This window comes from Microcoleus sp. FACHB-68, assembly GCF_014695715.1.
Taxonomy (GTDB): domain Bacteria; phylum Cyanobacteriota; class Cyanobacteriia; order Cyanobacteriales; family Oscillatoriaceae; genus FACHB-68.
In genome coordinates, this window is sequence record NZ_JACJOT010000018.1 from 327,736 (window position 1) to 346,138 (window position 18,403).

11 protein-coding genes are annotated in these 18,403 nt (G+C 44.3%); 7 read left to right on the plus strand and 4 right to left on the minus strand.

What is annotated here, in order from left to right:
* The first annotated feature begins 55 nt into the window (after positions 1 to 55).
* Positions 56 to 583, plus strand: a complete 528-nt coding sequence (locus H6F73_RS25145) for an orange carotenoid protein N-terminal domain-containing protein (RefSeq protein WP_190761486.1) — start codon at positions 56 to 58, stop codon at positions 581 to 583.
* 328 nt (positions 584 to 911) lie between these two features.
* Here the strand turns inward: H6F73_RS25145 and H6F73_RS25150 are convergent, their stop codons facing one another.
* A complete protein-coding gene (locus tag H6F73_RS25150) occupies positions 912 to 2,618 on the minus strand; it encodes an alpha/beta hydrolase (RefSeq protein ID WP_190761487.1) in 1,707 nt (568 codons plus the stop codon).
* A gap of 487 nt (positions 2,619 to 3,105) precedes the next feature.
* Between H6F73_RS25150 and H6F73_RS25155 the strand changes: the two genes are divergently transcribed.
* The gene (locus H6F73_RS25155) at positions 3,106 to 4,476 is read left to right on the plus strand and encodes a glycosyltransferase family 61 protein (RefSeq protein ID WP_190761488.1); all 1,371 of its coding nucleotides are present in this window, start codon (positions 3,106 to 3,108) and stop codon (positions 4,474 to 4,476) included.
* Between the two features lie 158 nt (positions 4,477 to 4,634).
* On the plus strand, positions 4,635 to 5,165 hold the full coding sequence (locus tag H6F73_RS25160; protein WP_190761489.1) for a heme-binding protein: 531 nt from the start codon (positions 4,635 to 4,637) through the stop codon (positions 5,163 to 5,165).
* Here H6F73_RS25160 and H6F73_RS25165 read toward each other — a convergent pair.
* Positions 5,147 to 5,299, minus strand: coding sequence for a hypothetical protein (locus tag H6F73_RS25165; protein ID WP_190761490.1), 153 nt, complete (start codon positions 5,297 to 5,299; stop codon positions 5,147 to 5,149). The genes H6F73_RS25160 and H6F73_RS25165 overlap by 19 nt on opposite strands.
* Before the next feature lie 388 nt (positions 5,300 to 5,687).
* On the opposite strand from H6F73_RS25165, the gene fba reads away from it, so the two are divergent.
* Positions 5,688 to 6,767, plus strand: coding sequence for a class II fructose-bisphosphate aldolase (gene fba, locus H6F73_RS25170; protein ID WP_190761491.1), 1,080 nt, complete (start codon positions 5,688 to 5,690; stop codon positions 6,765 to 6,767).
* Positions 6,768 to 7,089: 322 nt separating this feature from the next.
* Positions 7,090 to 13,050, plus strand: a complete 5,961-nt coding sequence (locus tag H6F73_RS25175; protein ID WP_190761492.1) for an AAA family ATPase — start codon at positions 7,090 to 7,092, stop codon at positions 13,048 to 13,050.
* A 129-nt stretch (positions 13,051 to 13,179) separates the two neighbouring features.
* Here the strand turns inward: H6F73_RS25175 and H6F73_RS25180 are convergent, their stop codons facing one another.
* Entirely contained in the window at positions 13,180 to 14,073 is an 894-nt protein-coding gene (locus H6F73_RS25180; protein WP_190761493.1) for an ATP-binding cassette domain-containing protein, read from the minus strand.
* A gap of 64 nt (positions 14,074 to 14,137) precedes the next feature.
* The gene (locus tag H6F73_RS25185) at positions 14,138 to 14,911 is read right to left on the minus strand and encodes an ABC transporter permease (RefSeq protein WP_190761494.1); all 774 of its coding nucleotides are present in this window, start codon (positions 14,909 to 14,911) and stop codon (positions 14,138 to 14,140) included.
* A gap of 23 nt (positions 14,912 to 14,934) precedes the next feature.
* Between H6F73_RS25185 and H6F73_RS25190 the strand changes: the two genes are divergently transcribed.
* A complete protein-coding gene (locus tag H6F73_RS25190; protein ID WP_190761495.1) occupies positions 14,935 to 16,884 on the plus strand; it encodes an FAD-dependent oxidoreductase in 1,950 nt (649 codons plus the stop codon).
* Positions 16,885 to 17,079: 195 nt separating this feature from the next.
* The gene (locus tag H6F73_RS25195) at positions 17,080 to 18,138 is read left to right on the plus strand and encodes an aromatic ring-hydroxylating dioxygenase subunit alpha (RefSeq protein ID WP_190761496.1); all 1,059 of its coding nucleotides are present in this window, start codon (positions 17,080 to 17,082) and stop codon (positions 18,136 to 18,138) included.
* Positions 18,139 to 18,403 lie beyond the last annotated feature (265 nt).

Sequence of the window (18,403 nt, forward strand, 5' to 3'; positions counted from 1 at the left end):
ATTAAATATATAGGAGCGAAGAAATTGAACAAAAAAATATTTGTGGAGATCGTTTATGACTTCAAATAATCCCTCTAAAGCTCCCGAAGCGCTTTCAAAAGACACGCAAAATGTTGCTCAAAGGTTTGAATCTTTGGGAACCGATGACAAGCTAGCTCTGCTGTATTATATCTACAAAAAAATGGGAGGTTCCATCACCCCCGCCGCTCCAGATGTAGCGCAACCAGAGTTAGCCCCAATGCTCCTGGGAGACTTTTTTGAGCTGTCTGATGAAGAGCAATTGAATATTATGCGGGCGATTGTAAACCGGGAAGACACAGAATTTTCCCACGCTTACGGTTCTCTAACGGCAAATAATCAGTTGGTTGTCTGGTTTGCTTGGTCGCAAGCGATGGGAGATACGGTTGTGGATATGCCGGGTAACTATCAAGCAAATCAAGCAACTAATGATGTGTTGGGCATCATTGAAAAGCTCAATTTTGAGGAGCAAATTACAGTGCTTCGCGAAATCGCAGGAAATATGGGCTACACAAGCATTACACGCGTTACCAGCCAAGAAACCGGCGTGACTCCAAGTCTTTAAGAGAAGGGCTAGTGATACCAATTTGAAAAATAATTGTGCTGCATGATGTAGGTTGGGTTGAGTAACACAACGTCTCAAATTGTTGTCGTTGTTCAGTTTTCTGTTGCTCAACCCAACGGTTTTATCTGTCGCATTCTTGTTGAAATGGGTATTAAATGTGAAAGTTTAGCAAAAGTACAGCTTAAAAAGAAAAAGAAAAAAGAACCTAGAATTCACAACTTCTAAAAGTTGTTAAGTGTGAATTCTAGGTTCTTAGTGTATCTGCAATAAAATGATCGTTGCGGTTGTTCTTTCTCTCCCTTTCTTATCTCTAGCCCTTGTCCACGCTTCATTTTTGAGTGCCAACTTGCAACCACCGGCTCAAATTCGCTGGCAATTCTGTACTCAAACGCAGAGGCAGCGCCTCGGTAGATAAGGATCGGGCGTAGGTGGGTGAGAGGAAGGCGGCATAAGTTTCAGCCTCTGGTGTCTGCTGTTTGATGAATGCCAGACTGACGCCTTGCAGCAGTTGGCGCAGGGGTTCGGTATCTGCGCCTCTACGTTCTTTGACGATGGAATTTTGGCCACCGGCACGGGTTAGGTTGGCCGGTTCAGTCACACTTAAATGGGTGCCACCGATGGCTGTTATCAGATATTTAGTACCGGCAAGTTGAGTAAACGGCTGTAGCTGGTGGTTAAGTGCCGGCGCGAGTACGTCTTCTGTTGCCGCCAAAATTAACGTGGGCGTGGTAATTTTGCTGAGGCCGGTTTGCCCGAATAAGCGCCCCACAATCGGGTTGAGGGCGATTACTTGCACGACACGTTCATCTCGTAGCTGCCGGCGGTTGCCGATCAAGTTAGCTGCCGAACATTGCAACCAGTCTGCGGCAGAGTATCCCACCGGCAGCTTATTTTTGCAAAAGCCTCGCAATTCATCTAACTGTAATTCGCCGCCGGCAAGGGCTAAGGCAGTGTAACCGCCCAAGGAATGACCGATCATACTCACTTGATCGGTGTTAAGTTTGCCCTGCAATAAGCCAGACTGCCGGTTCAATTTGGCAAATTCATCAAGGACAAAGCTAACATCCAAAGGCCGGTTGATAAATTCAGAAGGCGCGAGTAGCTGGCTCGGATCGAGGGTAATCGGCGCACCGGCTTGCCAAGCAACATTGCTGCCGGGATGTTCTACGGCGGCGACTGTCAAGCCGTGGGAGGCGAGATGACGCGCTAAATAGGCTAAAACTTGACGATCTGAACCCAATCCGTGAGAGATGATCACGAGGGGTTGCTGGGTGTCTGCCGGCTCAGTGCTCGTGTAAACTTCAACAGGAATGGTACGTCCCCGTTGCCGGTCAGAAAAAGTCAGGGTTTGCTGCCGCACAGGTTGATCGCCGGCTGCTGCTGGGTTAAAGTTGGGCAACACCGGCTCGTTTTTGACGCTCAACTCCTGCTCCTGCTGCAGGTAAGAATCTAAGGCTTTTGTGCCTAAATAGGGAAGATTAAGTTTAGATAATGCCGTTATCAGGGCACTGAGATCCACAGTAATGGTTTCCCCTGGCAACGCCCGAAACAGGCTGCTGATGCTGACGTTGTTTGCCTGTCTGGCTGCCAGCATCAAGGCTGCTTCAACTTGCTCAATGCTGATCCCAGGCAATATTAACCGAACTGCCTGAACAATTCGATCTCCACCGGGTGATTTTAATAGCTCATCCACCAGATTGTTTGCCTGATCGGCGGTGAGTTCCAGACGATCAGATAGCACTCGCCGCACATCCGGGGTTAGCAAATAGGCTATGGGTTGAAGGTTGGTAGAGATTTCGCCTGTCTCGGCGAAACGTTCTAAATCTGCAATTTCTATTGACTGCTGAAAAGGGCCAAGTCGCAGCATGACGCGTTCGGCTGCTGATGCCGGCATGGCGGCTGTGCAGATGACGGCTAGAGCAATACTCCCTAGCAGTATAGGCGTTATTGCCCACGCCGGAAATTTTATCACTGGCTGCTTGAAACGACGTTGGGTTTCAGATACCTTACTATTAGGCCGGTTGAGCTTGCTCATTTGATTAAACGTTCCACTACGCTTGCGCTCTCACAGTGATTTTAACGAATCCATTCCTTAATATTTGTTCCTGCCGGCGCAAGTGGGAAAATAAAAAAATTCAGGTTTTTCTCTTCCTTAATCATCAAAAAATGCTTGGGGCATCCTAAAAGAATGAATGGGGCTTTTGCTGCCTCCACCGATGCCGGCTATCTCACGAAATCTGCCGCCTTTAAGACGCTGCAAAATTGAAAAAGTCTCAAGATATCAGGCGCTACTGCTTAGCTCGCTCAAAGGCTTTATAATGAGCCATTCCTTTCTCAAAAAAGATGGTTGACACTGAGCGTACCAGCGCTGACTTAACCGCCGATTTGTACTGAAGGGAAGCCACCCCCCGCGCTTGAGGATATCTTGGGGAAACGCATCTACAAACGGTTTGCTCAACCAACACCGAGCAAGCCAATTGCTTGCTATCGCCAACTTTACTAAAGCGACACTCAATTTTATTATGCTGCAATCTACGCACTCAACCAGCCCAGAGCAGGCTGCCGGTTTCAATCTCCGAGAGTTTCTTAAGCCTCTCCGTAAGTTTGTCTCAAACAAGCTGTACAACTCGGATTTATTTATGTACTTCATTTATCCGAAAATTGAACAACTGAGCGTTTTCATAAAAAGCTTATTGAGCCGGCAAGAATTATCTTCCATTACGGTTGTTAATCTTCTCGATTTGGCATCACAGCGTGGTTGGCAGGTGGAAAACCTTCAACCGCCAACTATTCAAGAGTGTGAAGCATCAAAAACAATTGTAGAATATAGTTTTGATTTAGTTAAGCATGGCCGGCTCCGGTTAACTCAATTTCATGAATCACGGATCTGCCACTCTGTAAAACGAGGCGAATTCTACTACTCTCATCTTTACGGAATGGTGCGTTACCCGATTCGCGAAACATTTACCTGCGAAATGCCTAATGCGATTATTTTAGGTTCAAGTGGATTTGTGATGACACCTGAACTCGAAATGATCTCCCAATCAACCGCAGAATCGGTTGATCGCTTAACAGTTTTATTGAATTCGCTCTCATCTGCTTCGGCAAGTTTTCCTCCTCAACCGATTCCGGGTAAATATCTCTCTTTTGTGGGCAAATATTCCGCAGCAAATTACGCCCACTGGCTGATGGATTACCTACCCAGACTAGCACTTTTAGATCCTTCACAAACTGATTTCAAGGTAATTGTTAATGCCGATCCCGAAGCGTATCGGCTGGAAAGTTTAGAATTATTAGGAGTATCTCCAGATAGAATTTTTGAAGTCAGCGAGGAATGCCTTTGTTTTGAAAACTTACTTTTCTGTCACGCAGCCGATAAAATGGGGGTTCCGAAAGCAGTACATTTGTATAAAATGCGAGAACGCTTGGTAACAGCAGCAACCGGCACTGCTCACCATCCATCCCCAAACCGTCGGATTTATATCTCTCGCGCCAAAGCTTCCCGCAGCATTAGTAATGAAAATGAATTAATACCCATTCTTCGAGAATATGGGTTTGAGGTAATTAACTGTGAAGATTACAAATTAGCCGATCAAATTCGCATATTTTCTGAAGCCAACGTAGTTGCCGGCGCTCATGGTGCCGGGATATTTAATCAAATTTTTTGCAATCCGGGTGCGACTGTTATCGAAATATTTAATCGTCAGCGCAGGGAACACGCCCCCCGCAAAATTTCTAGTATCCTAAAACACGAGCATTGGCATATTTTCGGAGAGAATGTTGATCGCAATTGGAACACTCAAGTAGATCCGCGTAAGTTCCAAAAAGTTTTGGCTTATGCCCTGGGAGATTGTACTTTTAAAGAGGGAGCCTTACATGAAAAAGTCTACTAATTTAGAATAAGTAAGATAAGGCAAGCATCCCGCTTTCCTGAAAAATTAAAACGGATGCCGGCAATGACCAAAACAGGTTTGTGATAAAATGATGAGATTCCTAACAAAATTAGGATGCTCTGTTGCAATTGTGCGAGTTGTCATCAAACGAGTTAATTATGTCTGCTGCTTTACCCGTTGGATTTCCACAGCCCACTGAAATGGGTGAGATTGAAGTTAAGCAATATCCTGACTATCGTGCTGTGACTTACACCCACACAGGGGAGGCACAGCAAGCAACGGGAGTGGCTTTTAATCCGTTGTTTCAACACATCAGCAGCAACCAAATTGCAATGACAACGCCGGTGGAAGCGCGTTATCTAGAAAGTTCGCCGGCACAAAGTGATTCACCAAACACGGTAGAAGTTTCTTTTTTATATCCCAATCCTGATATTAATCCCCAGCAGATTGATGCGGGTGTGAAGGTGACAGATTATCCAGCCATGACAGTGGTGAGCGCCGGCATTCAAGGGGCTTATACTTGGGAAAGTTATCAAATTAATTTGCGCCGGCTGCACGATTGGCTGGCTGAAAATCCGCAGTATCAAGTAGCCGGTTCTCCCCGCCGGTTGCTGTACAACTCACCTATGACGCCAGAATCGATGAAACGCAGCGAAGTCCAAATTCCGATTCAGAAGCCAATTTCTTGATCGCAGCCGCGTGAATCTGGGGATTGCCGGCTCAAATTCTTCCCAATCAACACGCTCAAAACCGGCATTTTCTCAAGCAACCCACGGTTGCAGATCCCGATAGCAACGTCTGGCAGCACTTTCCCAGCCGGCAAATAAATTCCTCCACCCCTACTGACAAAGTGTCTTTGGGTGCAGTGAATTGTGCAATAGATAAGAATTATTCGCTAAGTTTGACAACTTGTATAATTTCTTGTAATCTAGCCACGACATCCTCCAATCCGCCCAGAGCTGTTCTTTGCTGCTAAAATTGGCGATAAAGATTGAAAAAATATCATTTTCTCTATCTTTCTGGCGATCTGTTCTCCCTAGCCCCTACCCCCTAGCCCCATCCTTTAGCCTGTGTTCGGCTAGAAGGCAGAGGTCTGGAATGTAATTTTTAGATATAATTCGCCAGACGTTGCAAAGTATCTTAAGATTATCGTAAGAATTAGACTGCTATAACACCAACTCGCTGACAACAAAGAATTAGGAGGATCATCTATGGCGCTTGTACCTATGCGGCTGCTGCTGGATCACGCGGCTGAGAACGGTTACGGCCTCCCTGCTTATAACGTCAATAACATGGAGCAGATCCAAGCGATCATGCGGGCGGCAGATGAGACAAATAGCCCCGTGATTTTGCAAGCATCTCGCGGCGCTCGGACTTATGCCGGCGAAAACTTCCTGCGCCACCTGATTTTGGCTGCGGTTGAAACCTATCCCCACATTCCCATTGTCATGCACCAAGATCATGGCAATGCTCCCTCCACCTGCTACTCTGCGATGAAAAATGGTTTCACCAGCGTAATGATGGATGGTTCTCTGGAGGCGGATGCCAAGACTCCATCCAGCTATGAGTACAACGTCAATGTCAGCCGCGAAGTGGTGAAAGTCGCTCACTCCATCGGTGTCAGCGTTGAAGGCGAACTAGGTTGCTTGGGTTCTCTGGAAACCGGCATGGGTGAAGCAGAAGATGGACATGGCGCTGAAGGCGTTCTGTCTCACGATCAACTGCTAACCGATCCCGATCAAGCAGTTGACTTCGTCGAGCAAACCGGCGTGGATGCGCTGGCAGTTGCAATTGGCACCAGCCACGGCGCTTACAAGTTCACCCGTAAGCCGACTGGGGAAATTTTGGCAATCAGCCGCATTGAAGAAATTCACCGCCGCTTGCCCAACACCCACTTGGTGATGCACGGTTCCTCCTCTGTGCCTGAAGATTTGCTCGCTTTAATTAACCAGTACGGCGGTAAAATCCGGGAAACCTACGGCGTGCCGGTTGAAGAAATCCAAAAGGGTATCAAGAGCGGTGTGCGTAAGGTGAATATCGATACCGACAACCGTCTGGCTATCACCGCTGCCGTACGTGAAGCACTCGCTTCCAAGCCGGAAGAATTTGACCCCCGCCACTTCCTGAAGCCTTCTATCAAGTATATGCAGAAGGTTTGTGCCGACCGCTATCAGTCTTTTGGCGCAGCCGGTCATGGTACAAAGGTCAAGCAAGTGTCTCTCGAAGACTTTGCTGCTAAGTATGCCAAGGGCGAATTGAGTTCTGCTGCTAAGAAGGCTGTGACTGCCTAATTAAATTTTGAAAGGTTGATTGTGAGGAAATCATGAGTCATTTGTCTGTGTAAAAGACAAAGGGCTAATGAATCAGAACAATCTAAAATCTAAAATTGCTCTCCGGGTGGCTATGTAGCTGCCCGGTTTTTGTTTTTCTGGCAGTGCCGGTGGCGCATCACAAATGCGATGTTTCGGGTTAGCCAGCTTTCCAGGGCAGGGCAGACACTCAGCGAGGTAGAGGGTATTGGAGAATCTCTGGAAAGCCGGTTATCTTGTTGAATATTATGACAACAGTTTTGTTTTAAGAAGACAGCAAGTGGCTCAGCACACGGTAGGGGCTATGGTTACACTTCCAGGCTATCGCGTCACTGAAAAAATCTACGACGGTTCCAGAACTCTAGTTTATCGAGCGCTGCGCGATTCAGACCGAACACCCGTGGTGATCAAACTGCTTAAGACAGACTATCCCACTTTTACTGAACTCGTGCAGTTTCGCAATCAGTACACGATTGCTAAAAATCTTAACTTACCAGGGATTGTTCAACCGATTAGCCTGGAAAGTTACCGCAATAGTTTTGCCCTAATTATGGAAGATTTCGGGGGCATCTCCCTCAAAGAATATGTGACCCATTTAAGGGAAAACTGTTTGAATGACAGTTTTCTAGATCAGGCTAAAGATTGCGCGTTGTCCTTACCAATGGGTGAGTTTCTCAACATTGCAGTTGCAATTGTGCGAACGCTAGAAGGACTTTATCACAACCGAATTATTCATAAAGATATTAAACCTCAAAATATTTTAATTAATCCAGAAACTAAGCAAGTAAAAATCATTGACTTCAGCATTTCCTCTCTCTTACCCAGAGAAACGCAGGAAATTCAAAATCCTAATGTTCTGGAAGGGACGCTTGCTTATATGTCTCCTGAACAGACCGGGAGAATGAATCGCGGCATCGACTACCGCACAGATTTTTATTCGCTAGGAGTGACATTCTATGAATTGCTGAGCGGGCAACTTCCCTTCCAATCTAGCGATCCGATGGAGTTAGTTCACTGCCACATCGCTCGTCAGCCGGCACCGGCAATTGAGCTAAATCCAGCCATTCCTCAAATGGTGAATGACATCATTATGAAGTTAATGGCAAAAACTGCTGAAGACCGCTATCAAAGCGCCTTTGGCCTGCGCTACGACTTAGAAATTTGTTTACAACAATGGGAAACCACCGGCAGCATTAGTCAGTTTACTTTGGGACAGCGGGATATCTCTGACCGCTTCTTCATTTCCGAACAACTTTATGGCAGGGAAGCTGAAGTCAAGGCTTTGTTAGCCGCCTTCGAGCGGGTTAGTAAAGGCACTACCGAAATGATGTTAGTTGCCGGCTTTTCTGGAATTGGGAAAACAGCGGTCGTTAATGAAGTTCACAAACCGATTGTCCGGCAACGGGGTTATTTTATCTCTGGTAAATTTGACCAATTTAAGCGCAATATTCCTTTCTCTGCTTTAGTGCAAGCCTTTCAAAATTTGATGGGGCAACTACTAACAGAAAGCGCTGGATCTCTGCAAGAATGGAAAGCAAAAATTTTGTCAGCTTTGGGAGAGAATGCTCAAGTCATAATTGATGTTATCCCACAACTAGAGAAGATTATCGGCCAGCAGCCGGCTTTGCCAGAACTCGCGCCGGCAGCCGCCCAAAATCGATTTAATTTGCTGTTTGGGAAATTTATTCGGATATTTACCATCAAAGAACACCCACTTGTGATTTTTTTAGATGACTTGCAGTGGGCTGATTCTGCTTCTTTGAAATTAATGCAATTGTTGATGACTGAAGCAATGGCAGGCGGGACGCCGGTTTCACAACATTTGTTAGTAATAGGAGCTTATCGGGATAATGAAGTCAGTCCCGCACATCCCTTAATGCTGACTTTAGAAGAGATGCGCTCTGCCGGCGCTAAAGTTAATCAAATTACCCTAGCGCCTCTAGATGGGAATCATATAAACTGCCTGATTGCGGATACCCTGAGTTGCCCATCTGAACGGGCACTTCCTTTAACAGCACTGGTTTTAAATAAGACTAAAGGCAACCCTTTCTTTACCAATCAATTTCTTAAATCTTTGTATCAGGATGGGCTAATTTCTTTTGATTTTAATTACGGTTACTGGCAGTGCGATATAGCCAAGGTTACGGCGCTGACTGTGAGCGACGACGTGGTTGAGTTTATGGCGCTTCAGTTAAAAAAGCTGCCAGACGCGACCCAAGCTGTATTGAAACTAGCAGCCTGTATTGGCAACTCGTTTGACTTAGCAACTTTGGCAATTGTGCGGGAAAAGTCATTAGTAGAAACAGCAACTGACTTGTGGAAAGCGCTGCAAGAAGGGTTAGTCTTGCCGATCAGCGAAGTTTACAAATTTTTCCAAGAAACTGATAACATATCAGCTTTGAAAGCTATAAATTTAAAAGATAACTTATCAGCTGGCTCAGATACAGAATCCAAGGGTGCGGTTCTCTATAAATTTCTTCATGACCGAGTCCAGCAAGCGGCTTATTTTCTTATTCCTGAAACTGAGAAACAGGCGACTCACCTAAAAATTGGGCAACTGCTATTAAGCGGTACACCCGTGAAAGAACAAGAAGAGAAAATATTTGATATTGTCAACCAGTTAAATATTGGGGCGGGATTAATTAGCGCTCAAACAAAACGAGATGAATTAGCTCAGTTGAATTTGATTGCCGGTCGTAAAGCGAAGGCTTCTACTGCTTATAATGCAGCTGTTAGGTATTTAACTGCGGCCATAGAATTACTAGCAGCAGATAGCTGGAAAAGTCAATATGAACTAACATTAGCGCTCTATGTGGAAGCGGCAGAAGCAGCTTACCTCAACACAGATTTTGAGGGGATGGAGCAATTAGTTCAGATGGTGCTACAACAAGCTAAAACGGTATTAGATCGGGTAAAGGTTTATGAAGTAAAAATGCTCGCTTGTGTGGCACGAAATCAACTGATAGAAACTGTAAAAATTGGATTACAGGTGTTGAAACTTTTAGAAGTAAATTTACCTGAAAATCCAACAAAGCTTAATGTAATTTTGGGTTTATTAAAGACAAAGCGGGCTTTGTTCGGAAAGCGGATCGAAGACTTAATTAACTTGCCGGAAATGACCGATCCAACTAAGCTCGCAGCAATGAGAATTCTATCAACGGCATCCACTTCTGCCTATTTTGCTGTCCCTACGCTGTTGCCGCTAATTGTTTTTAAACAGATCAATTTATCTCTCAAATATGGGAATGCTTCTTCTTCTGCCTATGCTTATGTGGGTTACGGGCTTGTTCTCTGCGGCGTTGTGGGCGATATTGAAGCCGGCTTTAAATTTGGTCAGCTTGCTTTAAATATATTGGCACGGTTCAACGCGATAGAATTAAAAGCTAGAATTTTCCAAATCGTTAATAGCTTTATCACCCATTGGAAGAAGGCAGTGAATGAAACATTGCCCCCCTTGCTAGAAGCTTATCAAAGTGGGCTGGAAACCGGCGATTTACAGTATGCTGCTTATTCGGCTTATGTTTACTGCTCCCGCGCTTATTTTAGTGGCCGGGATTTAGCAGTTTTTGAGAAAGAGATCGCGTCTTACAATGAAGCAATTTATCAACTCAAACAGGCAACGGCTCTTAACTATAATCAAATTTACGAGCAGGTGGTCTTAAACTTAACAAATTCCTCGGAAATTCCTTGGCGTTTAATGGGTAAAAGTTATAACGAGGAAACGAGGTTGCCGCTTCATCAGCAAGCAAATGATAGCACTGCTATGTGCGTGTTATATATCAATAAACTTATTTTATGTTATTTATTTTATGAATACCGGCAAGCATTTGATAATGCCATTCTGGCAGAAAAATATATCGGAGGCGTTACCTCCACGATGCCGTATACGGTTTTCCACCTATACGATTCTTTGGCTCGAATTAGCGTATTAAATGAAGCCACGGAATCTGAAAAAAAGCGTCTTTGGCAAAAGGTGAACGCCAACCAAAAAAAGATGAAAAAGTGGGCGCATCATGCCCCAATGAATTATTTGCATAAATTTTATTTAGTAGAGGCAGAGCGCTGCCGGTTTCTCAGACGAAATGTGGAAGCAATGGACTATTATGATCGCGCCATTGCCCTCGCGAAAGAACATCAGTATATCAATGAAGAAGCGCTGGCTAACGAACTCGCAGCCAAATTTTACTTCTCACAAGGCAAAGAAAAGCTAGCACAAGTTTATCTGACTGAAGCCTATTACTGCTACGCACGCTGGGGAGCTAAGGCAAAAATTGAAGACTTAGAAAAACGCTATCCTCAATTACTTGGCTTTATTTTTAATCGGAAAACAACTTTAAATAAAGGCGAGACAGTCTCTCAAATGACGGTAGGAACAATTAGCTCCTCCGGCACAGGTGTTTCAGAAGCTTTGGATCTGGCAACCGTTATTAAAGCCTCCCAAGCTCTCGCTAAGGAAATTCAACTCGATAACTTGCTTTCAAGTTTAATGCAAGTTGCTATCGAAAATGCCGGCGCTGAAAAAGGCGCTCTTATTCTGCAAAAATCCGGAGAGTTTTTGATAGAAGCGCAGGGAATTTGTGGACAATCTTTAGAAGCGGATTTAGCAGAGCAGGTGAAGCCGGCAACAGACAGCGCACAGGCAAAATCTACGCTAACTGTACTGCAATCAATTCCCCTTGAGTCTTGCCAAGAAATTCCGATTGCGCTGATCAATTATGTTTCGCGCACTCAAGAAACGCTCGTGCTTGATAATGCTGTAACAGAGAAAAATTTTGCAGCCGATCCTTATATCATTGAACATCAACCCAAATCAGTTTTATGCGTTCCTATTTTAACTCAAAATAAATTAATTGGGATTCTTTACTTAGAAAATAATTTAACAACGGGTGCCTTTACTCCTGACAGATTGGAAGTGTTAAAAATTTTATCTTCCCAAGCTGCAATCTCTATTGAAAATGCCCAACTTTATTTAGCCGTTAAGGAAAGTGAGAGCCGGCTAACTCAATTTTTAGAAGCGCTGCCGGTGGGGGTGGGAATACTGGATAGCAGCGGCAAAGTTTACTATACCAATCGTACGGCTCAGCAGTTATTGGGTAAAGGCGTTATCCCGGAAACCACCAGCGAGAAAATTCCAGAAGTTTATAAAATTTGTATAGCCGGCACCAATCAGCAATATCCCGCTGAGCAATTGGCGGTTGTACGTGCCTTGAAAGGCGAAAGTGTGACAAATGCTGATATGGAAATTCATCTAGGCGATAAAATTATTCCCTTAGAAACTTGGGGAACGCCTATTTATGATGAAAAGGGCAATATTTCCTATGCGATTGTCGCCTTTCAAGACATTACAGAACGTAAAAAAGCAGAAGCAGAGCGAGCAAGATTTACTGAGGAACTTGCTCAACTGAATTGCGATTTGAAACAAGCATTGGAGGTTGAATTAGAATTAACCGATGCAGCAGGACGTTTTGTGCCAAATGAATTTTTATCTTTTCTGGGATATGAAAGTATTGTTGATGCTAAATTAGGCGATGCGGTGCAGAAGGAGATGTCGGTTTTATTTTCTGATATTCGTGATTTCACCACACTTTCAGAAAGTATGACTCCGGAAAATAATTTTAAGTTTATCAATTCCTATCTTTCTCGCATGGAGCCGGTAATCATCGAAAATAATGGATTTATTGATAAATATATTGGCGATGCAATTATGGCTCTGTTTAGCGGCGGAGCAGATGATGCTGTGAAAGCAGCGATTTCGATGCTGCGCCGGCTTGTCACATACAATCAACATCGGACATCTGTTGGCTATCTACCAATTCAGATTGGAATTGGCATCAACACCGGCTCTTTGATGTTGGGCACTGTTGGAGGACAAAATCGGATGGATGGCACGGTGATCGGAGATGCAGTGAATTTAGCTTCTCGGATTGAGGGACTAACCAAAAATTATGGGGTATCGCTATTAATCACTCACCATACTTTTATGGGTTTAGAAAATCCTGCTGATTATTGCTTTCGCGTCATTGATCGGGTAAAAGTTAAGGGCAAATCAGAAATGGTGTCAGTTTTTGAAATCTTTGATGCCGATCCGCCTGAAATTAAAGAAGCGAAGTTAGCGACAAAAACAGTGTTTGAACAAGCTTTAATATTCTACTATTTGCAAAATTTTAGTGAGGCAGCACAATGCTTTCAAGATTGCTTGCGGATTAATCCACTGGATAAAGTGATTAAAACATATTTGGATCGGTGCCGGCAGCAAATCGTCTAGGGTTTTATGAATAGATTTTTGGATAATATTTTTTTAACCACAGATAAACACAGATAAACACAGATAGGTTAAGGGTTGGGGTCAAAACAAGTGGTTAATTGGAGGCTTTGTCAGGGCGTTTAATGATTTTTATTTTTGTTGAGTAACTTCTACATAAATATGCTCTAAGCGCACCGGCATTCGGGCGATTGAATCTAGAGGAATTCCATCAAACCGAGCGAGAATTTCTTTAAGTTCTAATTGTTCGGGGAGCCAAAAAGCGAGATCATTACCATAGCGCCGGCAGGTAAATCCCCATTCCTCTGCACGCGCGATTGCCGCCTCCTCATCAGGTGTTTGCACTGTAACAATTTCCTGCGCTGGAATTCGCTGCCGCAATTCCTCTAAACTGCCTTCAGCTAAGATTTTTCCGCCTTTAAGAATTCCAATGCGTTGACAAAGCCGCTCTGCTTCATCTAATAAATGAGTAGTCAATAATACAGTAATTCCCTGACTTTTTAAACGCCGAATTAAATCCCAGATTTCGTAACGCGCTTCAATATCTAAACCTGTTGTCGGTTCATCGAGAATCACTAACTTAGGATTATGCGCCAAGGCAACTGCAATATTGAGCCGGCGCTTCATTCCTCCACTCAGCGTTTCTACCGGACTTTTCGCCCGATCTGCTAAACCTACAGCTTCTAAACAAGCTTTGACTTGTTGATGCCGGCTCTCACTTCTTATTCCATAAATTTTAGCAAAAAAATTGAGATTTTCTTCACACGTTAAGCTTTTATAAAGCAAGTTTTCTTGAGGCGCGACACCGATCAGTAATTTCGTTTCTTCCGAAGCCGGCAGATTATTAATTAAAATCAAACCGCTATCCGGTTGCAGCAAATTACAAAGAATATTAATCGTTGTCGTTTTACCGGCACCATTTGGCCCTAACAACCCATAAATTTCTCCCGGTAAAATATGCAGCGTCAAATCCTGAAGAACTTCTCGCTTCCCGTAAGACTTACATAACTTCTTAATTTGCAACACTATTTTATCCTTACCTCAATTACCATGCCCCATGCCCCATGCCCCATGCCCCATGCCCAATTAATCATAACCTTCTCTCAACACTCAACATTCGCCGATAAGATAACCATCCCCCCCCGATCATCAAAACAGCAAACACAGATAAAAACCAAAAATGTCCGGCAATTTCTTCTAACCCATCACCGCCGGCAGCCACACCCAGCAGTGCCTCATTCATGTGATAAATCGGATTAAACTTGGCAATTTCCAGCAATTTATCTGGAAACAAAGATGAGGGTAAAAACGCACCTCCCAAAATTAACAAAGGCACCCCAAATGTCGCAACCAAAGCATTCACATCCTCAGTTCGTCGCGCAAATTGCGTGCCGAGAATAAACCCAACTCCCACATAGGAAATTATACTGAGTAAAATAATGATTGCTCCCAACAGAAGTGAACCCTGAAATTGAGCTTGCCAAAATGCCGCAATCGTGTACACCAAAAGCGTTTGACCCATAGCAATGCAGCTATGAGCAACAAAAATGCCTAAAAAATACGAAGTGCCGCTGAGGGGAGAGATAAACAAGCGCTTGAGCGTGTGCTGTTCGCGTTCTGCCACCACAGTTGACACCGTGCCTCCCAGGCAACTGAAAAACAGCGCAGCGCCCACCAGCGTTGACGGCGCGGCACTTTCAAAAGCTTGAGCCATTGACAGCTTGGCTCGTTCTGCCAGAATAAAACCGTTAAGTAGCAGCACAGAAACCGGAAAAATCGCCCAAAAAATCAGACTGCGTCGCCGGCGCAACAGTTCTATCAGGATGCGTTGTGCAACGGCAACAGTTTCACGCCAGTATTTCATGTGAGGAGTTAGCTAAGTCGTTCATGAGTCAATTATCAAGGTACGCGCTATCGCACCCAATCTCGCGACGCACCCTATTTAAGATGTTTGGTGTCGGTGCCGCTGCCGGCTTAGTGGGCTACTCCCGCTTCTCAAAACCCCAACCGGCAGTATTTCAGCAAGATACCCTAGATTTGCCGCGCTGGGTCAATCGTCCCAAAAGCGTTGTTGTGGTGGGCGCTGGACTGGCTGGGCTGGCTTGCGCCTATGAACTCAGCCAGAGAGGGTTTAAGGTGACGCTGCTGGAGCGATCGCCACAACTGGGGGGCAAAATCGCCAGTTGGCCCATTGAGGCTGCCGGTGAAACATTTATGATGGAACACGGCTTCCACGGCTTTTTCCCCCAATATTACAACTTAAAAAGCCTTGTGGAAGAACTCAGCATTACTGAAAATTTTGTTGATTTGAAGATGTACTCGGTGGTTTTCCGAGATAACAAATATCAACCAGAAGTCTTTCGTCCCAGCCGTTCTGCTTTTCCTTGGAATATCGTTGATTTAGCAGTTGCTTCCCCCAACCGGCTGCGCTGGGGAATTAATCTCACCAAGCCGGCACATTGGCAAGTTTTTCGAGCAATTGCCGGTTTTCATCCCCAAAAAACGTTCCAGCGTCTCGACAATTTATCCGTTGCTGACTGGGTTGAGAAAGATTTTCCTCAAGGCTTATATGACTTATATTTTCTCCCCTTTGCCAAATCTAGTTTGAATGCACCGGATCAAATGAGTGTGGGGGAATTAATGCAGTTTTTCCACTTCTACTTTTTTGGCAATCCAGAAGGGTTGGCTTTTAACGGAACCAAGCAAGATATGGGCACTTCGCTAGTGCAACCGATTGCTAGCGCAATTAAACAGCAATCAGGCGAAATTATCACCGGCGCAACAGTGAGTAACATTCACTGGAAAGAAGGGCAAATTGATTCAATTAGCTATAACACCGGCACCGCTGGAAATTCTGTTCCTTTTTGGGCAAATCGCAATCCTTTGCTAGCCGGTGGACAGATGGAATATTACGGTGCCGGCGACCGAGTTTTTGCTACCAAAGTTAAAAGTAAAGAAGCCATTTCTCTCACCTGCACACACCAAGGTTGTACTATTCAACCTCAAGCCGATGGGGAATTTCACTGTCCCTGTCACGGTGCCGTTTTTGATAGCAATGGCAAAGTCATAAAAGGGCCGGCAGAGCGAGATTTACCGCGATTTAAAGTCGTAGAACGTGAAGAAGATCGCGTGCAGTTAGTCGCAACGAAGAACCCTAAACTTCCCGCTAATAACGAAAAAACCATTGAAGCAGATTACTATGTTTTAGCAACCGATGTACCCGGAGTGCAACATTTGTTCACTCGGATGACAGGTGAAGTGAATGAGCCGGTACGCAATCAAATTGAAAAATTAGCCATTGCCGATCCCTTTGCCGTCGCCCGTTTCTGGTTTGATCGTGATTTTGAATGGGAACATAGCTGGTTTACATCCTTATCTGGTTATCAGCTAACCGATAGCATTACGCTTTACCACAAAATTCAGGAACAATTTATCGAATGGCATCAAAAAACCGGCGGTAGTGTCGTAGAGTTACACGCTTACTGCTACAAAGAAAAACAATTTCCTAATCAGCAAACCTTACTCGCCACATTTGAACAAGAATTGTATGAAATCGTGCCGGTGCTTAAGGAAGCCAATTTATTGCACCGAGAATTAGTCAATCAAAAGAACTTCTCCGGTTATCCACCGGGAAGTTATGCCCAACGCCCAGAAACCAGCACAGAAGTTGCTAATTTAATCTTTGCCGGTGATTGGGTAAAAATGCCATTTCCCTGCGGCTTAATGGAACGCGCCGTCAGCAGTGGATTACTGGCAGCGAATGCCATTTTGCATCAAGAAAGTTTACAGAGAAGAACCCTTTTATCTGTAAATCCAGAGGGGGTGTTGCAGATTTGAAAATCACTTCCTATTAAACAATAAAACCACAACCCCTCGAAATCCATCCTGACTTCATCTGCGTTTATCTGCGTGCATCTGCGGTTAAAAAAATAGAAATCCCTAACCCCCACCCAAAATCCATCCTGACTTCATCTGCGTTTATCTGCGTGCATCTGCGGTTAAAAAATCAAAAATCAATAGACAACTAAGCGTATGCCCATTCCTTCCCCAACCACCCAAAAACAGAATACCCGGCAACTAGAAATTAACCCAAATCACTGGTATATCGTCGCCCTCAGCAAAGAAGTTAAAACCCAGCCGGCAAGTATTACCCTTTGGAATCAACCCATCGTGTTATTCCGAGACAACACCGGCACCATTCACGCCCTAGAAGATCGCTGCCCTCACCGGCACGTTAAACTTAGCCACGGTCGAATTATTAACAACTCCTTAGAATGTGCTTATCACGGATGGCAATTTAAATCAAATGGTGAATGTGCCGCAGTCCCCTATTTAGCAGAAAACCAAAAATTACCAAATTGCAAAATTCGCCGCTATCCTGTTAAAGAGCAAAACGGGTTTATTTGGCTTTTTCCTGGAGAGGAAACCCTTGCAGAAAAAGTTTTTCCCTTAGATATTCCAGAGTGGGAACACCTCAATTACATCGCCACCGTTTCCCTTATAAACTGCAACGCTCATTACTCCTTCTTGATAGAAAATCTGATGGATATGTATCACGGACATCTACATCAAGATTGGCAAGCTTGGACAGCAGCAGTTCTCGAAAATATCGAAGAAGATGAAAACCACGTAACCGCGTACTATCAAGCGCAAAGCTATTACAAGATCGATAAAATTTGGTCAATTTCTCAGCTATTTATTCCAGCGTTACGCCGGCTTCACCCCGAACCCTTGGATGTCAGCTACATTTACCCCCATTGGGTATCAACATTAGGACAAGACTTTAAAATATATTGTTTGCTTTGTCCGGTTAGTCAAACAGCAACCCGTGCTTATTTAATCCATTTCACATCTTTAAATGCCTTTTGGCGATTGCACAAGCTGCCGGTAGCGTTTCGCCGGCTTGTGAAAGATAGTCTTTTCGGTTCAGCCCAAAAATTACTCGATGGATTAGTGCGTCAAGATGTGCAAATGATTGAGGAGGAACAGCAGGCATATCTTAATCATCCAGAAAGACGGAGTTATGAATTAAATCCTGCCTTAGTGAGTGTTCAACGCCTGATGCAAAATCAAGCACAAAAAGTAGAGTAAATGCCAAGATTATCGGTTTTCCAATAAACACTAATTTAAACCAATTTTCCAACGTTTTTTCATATTGAATATTTTTTTATTTATCATTGATTGGTTAATTTTAAGCTATTTTCTATGACCAGTTTTTGAAAAATGATAAAAAAGTTCTAGCTTCAAAAATTTAACGCAAGCTGCAATTCCTGTTCTGGTTTAGCATCAGCCGGCAGCGCTTGCGGGTGTTCCTGAACAGCACAACAGTAACGAGAATAAATGCAGCGATCCCATT